The organism is Gallibacter sp. Marseille-QA0791 (assembly GCF_965119705.1).
Taxonomy (GTDB): Bacteria; Bacillota; Clostridia; order Peptostreptococcales; family Anaerovoracaceae; genus Lentihominibacter; species Lentihominibacter excrementipullorum.
In genome coordinates this window covers 1242057-1254169 of sequence record NZ_CBCPMH010000001.1, presented here as the reverse complement: position 1 = coordinate 1254169, position 12113 = coordinate 1242057, and the positions used below count along the sequence as shown (strand labels likewise).

Genomic DNA, 12113 nt, shown 5'->3' with positions numbered 1-12113 from the left:
TAAATGGGGAAAATTGAAGGAATCAAAATTCAGAATTATGGCCCATTGAAAGATATGGTAATGGGAAAAACTTTGTCTAATCAAGCTGCAAAAGCTTTAGGAAATGTTACAGCCATTATCGGGCCGAGTGGAGCAGGAAAAAGTACATTGTCTGACGCCTTCGGGTTTATTGCTGATTGTCTGGAACTAGGGATTGAAGAAGCATGTGATGCTAAGAATAGAGGGGGATTTGAACAAATCCGTTCTCAAGGAAGTGATGGGCCTATTTCTTTTGAATTGTATTATCGTGAAACCAGTACTACACGGCCTATAACGTACGAATTGGTTATAGATTTGGATGATGATATGCGCCCATACGTAAAAGAAGAACGGTTGCGGCAGAGAGTGAAGAAAAGAGGTAGGCCACTATCGTTTCTCTATCTTCAAAATGGAAAGGGATATGCCTTTGAGGGGAATGAAGGTGGACAGGAAGATGACGGTAGCATTTTATTTGGGCAAAAGGAAAATGTTGAACTGCGGGATGTTCGTAAGCTTGGAATTGTAACATTGGGTGCAATGAAGCAATATGACCGTATCGGGCGGTTTCTTACATTCCTGAGGAGCTGGTATCTTTGCTATTTCTCACCTGACTCAGCAAGAAACATTCAAAATGCGGCTCCACAACCTTATTTAAATCGTACCGGCAGCAATATAAATAATGTTGCACAGTATATGTACCGGGAAAATTATAAGGCGTTTGAAAAAGTGTTGCAGGAAATTCAGACTAAATTACCGGGGATTGAAAAAATAGAGCCGATTCGATTTGATAATGGTCAAATGATGCTTAAGTTTTGGGAAAAGGGATTTGAAAATGCATTCTATTCCTCAAAAATGTCAGATGGCACATTGAAATTATTCGCCTATTACCTTTTGTTGCATGAAAAAAATCCACGTCAATTGGTATGTATAGAAGAACCTGAAAATGGACTATATCATCGATATTTAGCTCAGTTGGCAGATGAAATGGTTAATAATGTGGGGAGCGGCTTCTCAAAGCAGCTGTTCATTACAACGCATAGCCCATTTTTTGTGAACTCATTGGCTCCAGGGAATGTTTGGGTGCTAACTAAAGGTGACGACGGATATTCGACTATAAAAAGAGCTTCAGATTATCCGTTTGTAAAAGAATTATCAGAAGAAGGGGTAACATTAGGAGATATGTGGTATAGTAGATATTTTGGTTAAATAAGGGTGGTTTGATGCATTTTCAATTTTTGATCGAGTAAACTGTACCCCATGTCAAGGACAAATAATTAGGGGTTGACCCTGTAAACTGGACATGCCCAAATAGATTTGCCCATGATACTGGACATCTCTAATTGTTAGACTGAAATATATAGAAGGTTAGACTGATATGCTGACCTTCTATTTCTTTAACGGATAAATCCCCGTCGTGATATATGAGTAATATTCATTGGGCGAAAGTTTTGCCAGATCCCATTGATAACGCTCATTGTTGTAATAGTCGATCCAATCATCTATGATGTCCTTTACTTCGCAGAAGTCAGTGCAGTTGCTGACATCAATCTCATCTTTCATATGTCCGAAGAAACTCTCCTGAGGAGCATTATCCCAGCAATTGGCTCTTCTGGACATAGACTGCCTGAGATTGCTGTCTTTTACAATTTCGATGAATTTGTAACTTGTATAATGGACTCCCCGGTCGGAATGGATAATTGTTTCTTCATCCAAAGAAATCCTATGGTTCCTGATTAGCTGTTCAACCGTGAGAAGTACAAAATCCAGCTTTAAATTATCGCTGATGGCGTATGACAGCACCTGCTTGGTAAAAGCATCAATTATGGTCGATAAATATGCAAATGTGCCATTGTAAGGAATATATGTAATATCAGTCAGAAGGATGCTTCGTGGTCCGTGTTCCTCAAACTCACGGTTTACAAGGTTGTCGGCAACATTATTGGTTTTTAATGCTGCGGCCATTCTCCGGTACGGGTTTGCCTGCCGTATGGGACAGATCAAGTTGTATTTATGCATCAACCGACTGATTTTTTTGACATTCATGAGAATCGGCGGATCCATGTGCAGAAGCCGCATGTGGATCCCTCGAACTCCTTTATCATATCCCCGGTGAGAGAAGGCTTCCAAGATCAATTCAAAGTCATGGCGGTCTTTCCGCTCCTGTTCATCCCGCTTATCTTTGCTGTTGACCCAGTTGTAATATCCGGATCTGGAAACACGGGCAATCGAGCAGAGTTCAGTGATCGTAAGAACATTATCTTCCCGGCTGACAAGCTCATGTATGAGCTGGAATTTAGATGAGCTTGTATCCATAATCAATCCTCTGAATCCTTTTTTATCTCCAGCTGCGAAAGTTTTTTTAAAAACTCAACTTCCTGACGAAGATATGTAAGTTCGGCAGACATGTTTTTAATGGCTTCGCTGGCATACATATGTGTATAATCAGTATTGGCAGGCGGACGTGTAATTCGCTGCGGAGATGAGGAGGCGACCCTTTGCTCCGGTGTCAGGCGGTTCTTTCTGAGGTTGTAAATGAAACCTCCAACACGTTTTTCGCCAAGGACGTCGTAATCATAGCCTAAAGTCCTGACGATGTCACGCAGGGGCATATCCTGCAGATACAGACGCCAGAATGCATCTTTGAACTCTTCTGTGAACTTTATGGTCGTATTGCTGACATGATAGGTGTATGGGTTTAACCTGAGTTCATCAATCTGTTCCTTTGTAAACAAAGATTTCATTTCATCACCTCCGTGAAGATACATAGATTATATCGTATTTTACTGCTTGGAGGTGGATTAAAACTCATTTTCCTTCAAGCTGTATCCCAAATTCTGTGTCCAGTTTTATGGGTACAGTTTAGAGGATCAATCGACGGAACTTTTGGTAGGACACGTAATCAACAAAATTAAGAAAAAATATCAAAAACAAAGCATTACACATGCAATTAAATCATTTAAAGGATTGGGGCATTTAAAAACACAAGGGAGTTTGGAAGAAAGGAAAAGAGGCAATCTGCTCAACTCTCTTGTCTCATATATGACGGGTTTTGATAAGGCATTAGCAAGCATGCCTGACGCGGCTATCGTTGTTGTTCTTGACAATGACAATAGAAATACGGATGAATTTTATAGCCAGTTGAAAAAGTTCGCAGATGATATGATGCTCAGAACGGATCATGTTTTTTGTATAGCGGTAAAAGAGATGGAGGCTTGGATTCTTGGAGATAGTGAAGCGATCTTTGAAGTGTATCCAAATGCCAGAAAAAAAGTGTTACAGTCTTATGAGCAGGATGGGATATGTGAGACGTGGGAAGTGCTTGCCAATATGCTATATCCTGGTGGTCTTATAAAACTGAAGAAAAAGGCTAATACAGCATATACGGAAATCGGAAAAGCAAAATGCGAATGGGCAGATCGTATTGGTGCAGCAATGGAACTGGACAGAAACGAATCTCCGAGCTTCAGACACTTTGTAAGTGAATTAGAAATCAGAATTAAAGAGTAAATAGTTTGATGAGAATATTTCATGATTTGTGGCGAAGGTGTGACAAGATTTAACAAAAATTTTGAGTAAAAACTTGAAAAGGAATATTCTATACTATAAAATTAAAATATTAGACATATACATGTAAATTGTCATTTGAGAAGGAGGGGCGTACTCAGCGGCGCTGAGTCTGGTTATTATGAAAAAGAAACTTTCTAAGATCTTGATCGCGGTTATGATTGCTGTAATGGTCATTCCAACGGTGAATTACAGCTTTGCAGAGACGGCATCTCAGCAGGGAACAGGTATCGAATCACAGGAGCCGGATAAGGTGACTACGGGAAGCGATGCTGTTACACCTGAAGACGGAACAGAGGAAGAACCTACTGACTCGTCTCAGAAATCAGAAAAAGAAGCTGTAAGCAGCAGTGAAGTTTCAGAAGAGCCTTCCGCGGGAGATTTAACTAAAGGCAGTGGAGAAGCAGTAGCGGAAAACGTGACGGAGGAAATGAAGTTTCTGTATATAGATAACCGTGAACTGGCCGCGCCGGGAACTCAGAACATCGCCGTTTCGTGGGACAGCAGCCTCAATGAGATCGAAGAGATGCAGCTGATATATGAGGGTCCGTCAGGTGAGGAACTGAGTCTTAAAGAAGCTAACAGGACGGACAGTTCCGTGCTGTTTACAAGGGATTTCAAAGCCTCCGAACAGGGAACTTATACTATAAAAGGCGTTAAATACTTTATAGATGACGAGGAGTATTATTTTGAATTCGATAACGTGGAAATTGATGCGACTTTTGCAGTAACAGCTCCAGAAGAAAGTGAAGAAAATGTCGTAGATGTTGAAGTCAACGAAAATGGAACGATAAATAAAAAGGAAATATCCAATGATATCGATGCTGCCCTTGCTACGGCGAGTATCAGTGCACCGCTCAAGGCCTCAAGAAGCGCTAAGAGCGGTAATGTCGTAGTGGTGTTAGATCCGGGCCACGGCGGTGGTGATCCGGGAGCAGTTGCTAATGGTCTATATGAGAAGAATCTTACGTTGAAAATTGCCCAGTACTGTAAAGCGGAACTTGAACAATACAGCGGTATCGAGGTTTATATGACTCGCGATAGGGATAGTGACGTCGGTGGAAGTACAGCGACTCAGGAATTGCAGAACAGGGTCAATGTGGGAAAGAAATACGGTGCTGATCTTCTGATTAGCATACATATCAACGCCGGCGGTGGAACAGGTGCGGAAGTTTACTATCCTAATAATAATTATAATTCTTCCATAGGATCGCAGGGGGGCTCTGCTGCGACTAAAATACAGGCAGAGCTTACTGCATTGGGTTTATATAATAGGGGAACAAAGATCAGGAATGCTGTAAATGATAAGTATCCAAATGGTTCAGCAGCAGATTATTACGGAATAATCAGGATGAGTAAACTTGCCGGTTTTCCGGGACTTATAGTAGAGCATGCATTTATAGATAATAAAAACGATGCTGCATTTTTGAAGTCAGAAGCAAACCTGAAAAAGCTGGGTGTCGCCGATGCGACAGGGATAGCGAAGTATTTTGGGCTATCAAAAGGGAAATGGGTAGAGACGGAAGATGGACCTAAATACCAATTTGGCGATGGAACTTTTGCTCGTAATCAACAAGTAAATACAAATGAAGGAGCATATTATTTTGATTCCAATGGAAATATAGTAAAGGGCATATATAAGAATGCAAAGAATGGAATATGGTACTATGCGGATAAAGACACTGGGAAAATAAAAGTAACAGCAGGATTTGTAGATTGGGATGGAGAAAGATATTATGTGAAAAAAGGTGGGGCAGTAGCCTGTAATGAACAGGTGAACACGAACAATGGAGCATACTATTTTGATGCAACATGTAAGATGGTAAAGGGAATATATAAGAATGTGAAGAATGGAATATGGTATTATGCGGATAAAGACACTGGGAAAATAAAAGTAACAGCAGGATTTGTGGATTGGAATGGGAAAAAATATTATGTCACAAAAGGCGGAGCTGTTGAGTCAAATGGCAACCCTATAAGTAATCAACAAGTGAATACAAATGAAGGAGCATATTATTTTGATTCCAATGGAAATATAGTAAAGGGCATATACAAGAATGCAAAGAATGGAATATGGTACTATGCGGATAAAGATACGGGGAAAATAAAAGTAACAGCAGGATTTGTAGATTGGGATGGAGAAAGATATTATGTGAAAAAAGGTGGGGCAGTAGCCTGTAATGAACAGGTGAACACGAACAATGGAGCATACTATTTTGATGCAACATGTAAGATGGTAAAGGGAATATATAAGAATGTGAAGAATGGAATATGGTATTATGCGGATAAAGACACTGGGAAAATAAAAGTAACAGCAGGATTTGTAGATTGGGATGGAGAAAGATATTATGTCACAAAAGGCGGAGCTGTTGAGTCAAATGGCAACCCTATAAGTAATCAACAAGTGAATACAAATGAAGGAGCATACTATTTTGATGCAACATGTAAGATGGTAAAGGGAATATATAAGAATGTGAAGAATGGAATATGGTATTATGCGGATAAAGATACGGGGAAAATAAAAGTAACAGCAGGATTTGTAGATTGGGATGGAGAAAGATATTATGTGAAAAAAGGTGGGGCAGTAGCCTGTAACGAACAGGTGAACACGAACAATGGAGCATACTATTTTGATGCAACATGTAAGATGGTAAAGGGAATATATAAGAATGTGAAGAATGGAATATGGTATTATGCGGATAAAGACACTGGGAAAATAAAAGTAACAGCAGGATTTGTGGATTGGAATGGGAAAAAATATTACGTTACAAAAGGGGGAGCTATTGATTTATCGGTTGAAAACAAAACTATAATCGAAGGATTTGTAAATATATCTTCTGATAAATTAGTTAAATATTTCAATGAAAGCGGAAAAACTTTCCCTAAATATTATGTGGAAAAGGAAGATATTTCTTTGAAAGAATTTTGCCAAATATACATAGAAGAAGCAGAAGCGGAAGATATAAAAGTTGAAGTTGCCTTTTGCCAAGCAATGAAGGAGACTGGATGGCTTCAATTTAGTGGCGACGTTAAAATAAGTCAGTTTAATTTTGCTGGCTTAGGTGCAACTGGGGGAGGTGTCGCAGGTGCGACTTTCAAGGACGTGCGGACAGGAATCAGAGCGCATATTCAGCACCTTAAAGCGTATGCGAATGATGAACCTTTAAATAATAAACTTGTTGATCCGAGATTTGGATATGTAGACAGAGGGTGTGCACCTTACGTTGAGTGGCTTGGACAGAAAGAAAATCCTAGTGGTAAAGGATGGGCAACGGCAAAGGGCTATGGAAAGAGCATAGTTTCTATGATGAAAAATTTGTTGGCAATATGATATTATTTTGAAAGTATTAAATAGGCTGATACCCTCAGCAATAACAGCTTGCTTATTTTGCAATATATGCTATAAATTTATAGAATGACAATATGGGTAATCTTCCTGTATTCCTTGAAATCATCACACATTTATGGTAGCATTAAAATGCATGCTCAAAATGCATGTCTATATTGCATGCTATAAATTAATGATCAGGGAAATAAAATTATGCGTTCGAAGATAATAAGAATAATAATTTTGATCATAATAGATGCGATCATCGTGGTCTTCAGCGATTTTGCTCCATTAGCGTTGAGATTCGGTATCTTCACCATGGATATCCAGTATCTCATTCCGACCATCGATTATCTGCCTGTAGACATCACCATTGCTATTGCCGTATTGGCGCTGTTCAAACTCTATAATAGAGTATGGACATATGCTGGTGTCGATGACATGATCGCAGTATTCAAAGCATCGTTGGTTATAGAAGCGTTGTATGTCGTGTACAGACTCCTTTGGAGCATCGCCATGCCACGCAGTTTTTATGTGTTCAACTGGGTGTGCCTGTTCATCCTGCTGGCAGGAGCGAGGCTCTCCGTAAGATTATTCAAGCAGTTCAGGAAAAAATATCAGAACGTAGGCGAAAGGCGCAACATCATGATCGTCGGCGCAGGAGCGGCGGCATCTTTGCTCATCAAAGAACTGCAGTATGGCCCGGGAGCGTCAAGGATCGTATGCATCATAGATGATAACCCGGCTAAGAAGGGAAAATATATACACGGTCTTCCTATCGTAGGTGATCGTGATGATATACCACGAATGGCAGATAAGTACAGTGTGGATGAGATAATCATCGCGATCCCGTCAGCTCCGCCGACAACCATCAGGGATATCCTTTCAATATGTCAGAAAACAGACGCCAGACTCAGACGGCTTCCTGCTATCGCTGCGAGTCTCACCTCATCTCTCAGCCAGACAGTGAGAGATGTGAATTACGAGGACCTCCTCGGAAGAGACGCTGTGGTCATAGAGAATCCTGAGCTGGCGGATTTTGTCGCGGGCAAAACAATAATGGTTACCGGCGGCGGAGGGACCATAGGCTCGGAGCTGTGCAGGCAGATCGTGGCCAATAAGCCGGGAAAGCTCCTCATCGTAGATATCTACGAAAACGGGGCCTACGAGCTTCAGATGGAGCTCAACAGGTATTATCCGGAAGCTGATGTGAGAGTTCTGATCGCTTCGGTAAGAGATTACGACAGGCTGGAGTGTATTTTCAAAAAATACAGCCCTGATGTGATATATCACGCGGCGGCCCACAAACATGTGCCGCTGATGGAATATTCGCCTAACGAAGCTGTCAAGAATAACTGCAAGGGAACTCTCAATATGGTAAAGCTGGCGGACAAGTGCGGCGTCAAGCGATTCGTACTGATCTCCACGGACAAAGCTGTCAGACCTACCAACGTGATGGGTGCGACGAAGAGGATATGCGAGATGATCGTACAGACTTACAGCCGAAGGTCCAAGACGGAGTTTGTCGCTGTGCGATTCGGCAACGTGCTGGGAAGCAACGGCTCTGTGATACCTCTTTTTCTCAAGCAGATAGAAGCAGGCGGACCGGTTACCCTTACCCACAGAGAAATAACCAGATTTTTCATGACCGTCAGCGAAGCTGTTTCGCTGGTCCTTCAGGCAGGCCTCATGGCGAAAGGCGGAGAGATATTCGTTCTGGATATGGGGCAGCCAGTCAAGATATATGATCTGGCGGTGAACCTGATAAAGATGAAAGGATTCGTCCCCGACAGGGATATAAAAATCGAGATAGTCGGCCTTCGGCCGGGTGAAAAGCTGTACGAGGAGCTGTTGATGGCTGAGGAAGGCCTGGAAAGTACACCGAACGATCTCATCTTCATCGGCAAACCGATAGATATAGACCAGGAGGAGTTCCTGAACCAGTTGGATGGGCTGATCGCTGTCGCGGAGACTAACAGCGATCATATAAAAGAAGAGATAGAGAAAGTGTGCGATACGTACACCATCACGAACAATTAAAGGGGAGAGAAAGAATGAACATACCGTTCTCACCGCCGGATATTTCTCAGGCGGAAATCGATGCTGTGGTAGATACGTTGAAGTCGGGATGGATAACCACAGGGCCGAAGACGAAGGAGTTTGAAAGACAGTTATCGGAATATATGGGTACAGAAAAGACCGTCTGCCTCGGTTCGGCGACGGCTGCCATTGAAATGACATTGAGGCTCCTTGGGGTCGGGCCGGGGGATGAGGTGATAGTTCCGGCATATACTTATACGGCAAGCTGCAGCCCCATCTGTCATGTGGGAGCGACGCCCGTCATGGTGGATATACAGGAAGATGCGCCGGTGATGGATTACGAGCTTATGGAGAAGGCCATAACGGAGAAGACCAAGGCCATAATCGCTGTCGATCTGGCCGGGATAATCTGCGATTACGGCAGGGTTTATGAGATCGTGGAAAAAAATCGGGGTAAGTTCACTGCCAACGAGGCCAATGATATTCAGAAAAAGCTTGGAAGGATAATCGTCATTGCCGACTCCTCCCACGGGCTGGGCGCTGAGAAAAATGGCAAAAGATCAGGCGGATTTGCCGATTTCACCTGCTTTTCTTTCCATGCCGTAAAGAACCTGACGACTGCGGAAGGCGGGGCGATCACCTGGAAGGGGATTGAAGGTGTAGACGATGAAAGAATATATAAGGAGTATATGGATCTGTCGCTCCATGGGCAGACGAAGGACGCGCTGGATAAGACGAAAGCAGGCTCTTGGGAATACGATATAGTTTCACCTGCGTATAAGTGCAACATGACCGATATACAGGCGGCTATGGGCCTTGCACAGCTTATGCGTTACCAGAGCATGCTGAAGAGGCGGCATGAGATCATATCGAGATACGATGATGCTTTTAAAAATGAGAATATGAGCGTGCTGGAACATGCGGGCGAAAACTACCGTTCCAGTGGGCACCTGTATTTCATCAGACCGGTGGGCATATCAGAGGATGCGAGAAACGATATGATAAAGAAGCTTGCGGAAAAAGGGATCGCCAGCAATGTTCACTATAAGCCACTGCCTATGCTTACGGCTTATAAAAATATGGGATTTGATATCGAAGATTACCCGAATTCATATAACTATTACAGAAATGAGATAACATTGCCTTTGTACAGCAGGTTGACGGATGAGCAGGTAGATTATATCATAGAGGGAGTCAAAGGCGTGATGAGGGAATACGAATAGATATGTTTATATCATGGAAAAACCTGCCTCAGGAGATGAAGACGAGCAGCGTCAGAAAATATTACGATATGCTGGCCAGAAGGCGCTTTAGCCTTTTGGTCAAAAGGGCTTTTGATGTTATCGTATCGCTGATCATGTTGATATTGCTGTCCTGGCTCTTCCTTATCCTGGCGGTGATGATAAAGGCTGACTCAAAAGGACCTGTATTTTTCAGACAGACGAGAGTCACGACCGGCAACCGGGACTTCAGGATATTCAAATTCCGTACCATGGTCGATAACGCCGACAAAATGGGCTCTCTGGTCACGACCGGGAGCGATATGAGGATAACGAAGGTTGGTTCCAAGATAAGGAAATGCAGGCTCGACGAAATACCGCAGCTTATCAATGTGCTCAAAGGGGAGATGACCTTCGTAGGAACGAGGCCGGAAGTGAGAAAATATGTGGACGCTTATACTGAAGAGATGATGGCCACACTATTGATGCCGGCAGGGATCACATCCCTCGCCAGCATATGTTATAAGGACGAGGATGATATCATTGACGAATATACGGCCAAAGGGATGACGGTGGATGAAGCCTACGTGGATGAGGTCCTGCCGGATAAGATGCGGTACAACCTGGAGTATATCGAGAAATTCAGTTTTTTATATGACATTAAACTCATGCTGAAGACTGCGGTGAGCGTCATAAGATGAGAGGCAGAGGGTAAATGAATATATTGTTGATAAATCACTATGCAGGCTCTCCCGAGATGGGAATGGAGTTCAGGCCTTACTATTTCGCGAGAGAATGGATAAAGATGGGGCACCGGGTGGATATAATCGCTGCCGACTATTCCCACCTGCGCCGTATAAATCCTGACATATCGAAGGATTTTCAGGAAGAAATGATAGACGGGATACACTATCATTGGATAAAGACGGGGGAATATGAAGGAAACGGTGTTAAACGAGCTGTGACGATGGCCAAGTTCGTTACCAAGCTGTGGCTGCATGCGGGGAAGATCATACGGGAGATGGATCCCGATGTGGTCATCTGCTCGTCCACATATCCGCTTGATACCTATGTAGGTCAACGCATCCGCCGAAAGTCCGGGAAAAAGGTGAAACTGATACATGAAGTGCATGATATGTGGCCGATAAGTCCGATAGAAATCGGTGGCATGTCACCTAAACATCCATTCATACGTGTGATGCAAAGGGGCGAAGATTCTTTTTGTGCGAAATCGGATTTTATCGTATCTCTATTGCCTTCTGCGAAAGCATATTTTATTGAACATGGAATGGCGCCAGAGAAGTTCGTGCATATACCTAACGGAGTGGTGTTGGAAGAATGGGATCACAGCAGTAAGCTCCCCCAAAATATCGCGAATCATTTTAACAAGAACAGAGAAAATGGGAAATTCAACTTATGCTTTTTCGGGAGCATTCATAAAACATACAATTTAGATGTTTTGATAGAAGCTGTTATAAAAATGGATTGTAAGGATCTTACAGTTACCTTCATCGGATCGGGGCTGGATAAGGATGAATTAAAAGCGATGACTGCTGGACATGAAGATAAGTTCACCTTTTTTGACCCGATACCCAAAAAAGCCATCCCCGACTTGTTTAATTATATAGATGCTTCATTTGTAGGAGCAAAAAGCCAGAAAATATTCAGGTTTGGTATTTCCATGAATAAATTGTTTGATGCGATGATGGGTGGAAAACCGATACTTTATATGGTGGATGCTCCCAACAATTATGTAAAAGAGTATGATTGCGGCATTTCGGTAGACGGAGACGATATAGATGCTTTAGAAATGGGAATAAAAGAATTGATACATTTGGACGAAGAAACAAGGAAAAGGATGGGTGAAAATGGAGTTAAAGCTGCGAAAGAGTTTTTTAACTACCGAAGCTTATCCAAGAAATTTGAAAGTGTCATGGAATAGG

9 protein-coding genes are annotated in these 12113 nt (G+C 42.5%); 7 read left to right on the top strand and 2 right to left on the bottom strand.

Going from position 1 to position 12113, the window contains the following annotated elements; translation table 11 throughout:
- The first annotated feature begins 3 nt into the window (after positions 1-3).
- Positions 4-1224, top strand: a complete 1221-nt coding sequence (locus tag ACQY69_RS05780) for an AAA family ATPase (RefSeq protein ID WP_428259363.1) — start codon at positions 4-6, stop codon at positions 1222-1224.
- A gap of 180 nt (positions 1225-1404) precedes the next feature.
- Here ACQY69_RS05780 and ACQY69_RS05775 read toward each other — a convergent pair whose 3' ends face one another.
- Together ACQY69_RS05775 and ACQY69_RS05770 are read right to left on the bottom strand one after the other, a co-directional pair.
- Positions 1405-2331: an IS3 family transposase gene (locus tag ACQY69_RS05775; RefSeq protein WP_428259361.1), complete on the bottom strand. Its 927-nt coding sequence runs from the start codon at positions 2329-2331 to the stop codon at positions 1405-1407.
- 2 nt (positions 2332-2333) lie between these two features.
- Positions 2334-2750: an HTH domain-containing protein gene (locus ACQY69_RS05770; protein WP_428259360.1), complete on the bottom strand. Its 417-nt coding sequence runs from the start codon at positions 2748-2750 to the stop codon at positions 2334-2336.
- 88 nt (positions 2751-2838) lie between these two features.
- Here ACQY69_RS05770 and ACQY69_RS05765 point away from each other — a divergent pair, with 88 nt between their 5' ends.
- From ACQY69_RS05765 to ACQY69_RS05740, 6 genes are all read left to right on the top strand, one after another.
- A complete protein-coding gene (locus ACQY69_RS05765; RefSeq protein WP_428261023.1) occupies positions 2839-3525 on the top strand; it encodes a DUF4276 family protein in 687 nt (228 codons plus the stop codon).
- A gap of 178 nt (positions 3526-3703) precedes the next feature.
- Positions 3704-6913 carry an N-acetylmuramoyl-L-alanine amidase gene (locus tag ACQY69_RS05760; protein WP_428259359.1) on the top strand — a complete coding sequence of 1070 codons (3210 nt, stop codon included), beginning with the start codon at positions 3704-3706 and terminating at the stop codon, positions 6911-6913.
- 210 nt (positions 6914-7123) lie between these two features.
- Entirely contained in the window at positions 7124-8950 is a 1827-nt protein-coding gene (locus tag ACQY69_RS05755) for a polysaccharide biosynthesis protein (protein ID WP_428259357.1), read from the top strand.
- A gap of 14 nt (positions 8951-8964) precedes the next feature.
- Positions 8965-10173, top strand: coding sequence for a DegT/DnrJ/EryC1/StrS family aminotransferase (locus ACQY69_RS05750; protein ID WP_428259355.1), 1209 nt, complete (start codon positions 8965-8967; stop codon positions 10171-10173).
- A gap of 2 nt (positions 10174-10175) precedes the next feature.
- A complete protein-coding gene (locus ACQY69_RS05745) occupies positions 10176-10871 on the top strand; it encodes a sugar transferase (RefSeq protein ID WP_428259354.1) in 696 nt (231 codons plus the stop codon).
- A 14-nt stretch (positions 10872-10885) separates the two neighbouring features.
- Positions 10886-12112, top strand: a complete 1227-nt coding sequence (locus tag ACQY69_RS05740; RefSeq protein WP_428259352.1) for a glycosyltransferase family 4 protein — start codon at positions 10886-10888, stop codon at positions 12110-12112.
- Position 12113: the final 1 nt, after the last annotated feature.

Coding starts and splice junctions, on each gene's coding strand:
- ACQY69_RS05780 (WP_428259363.1), top strand. CDS start 4: ATGGGGAAAATTGAAGGAATCAAAATTCAGAATTATGGCCCATTGAAA.
- ACQY69_RS05775 (WP_428259361.1), bottom strand. CDS start 2,331: ATGGATACAAGCTCATCTAAATTCCAGCTCATACATGAGCTTGTCAGC.
- ACQY69_RS05760 (WP_428259359.1), top strand. CDS start 3,704: ATGAAAAAGAAACTTTCTAAGATCTTGATCGCGGTTATGATTGCTGTA.
- ACQY69_RS05755 (WP_428259357.1), top strand. CDS start 7,124: ATGCGTTCGAAGATAATAAGAATAATAATTTTGATCATAATAGATGCG.
- ACQY69_RS05750 (WP_428259355.1), top strand. CDS start 8,965: ATGAACATACCGTTCTCACCGCCGGATATTTCTCAGGCGGAAATCGAT.
- ACQY69_RS05745 (WP_428259354.1), top strand. CDS start 10,176: ATGTTTATATCATGGAAAAACCTGCCTCAGGAGATGAAGACGAGCAGC.
- ACQY69_RS05740 (WP_428259352.1), top strand. CDS start 10,886: ATGAATATATTGTTGATAAATCACTATGCAGGCTCTCCCGAGATGGGA.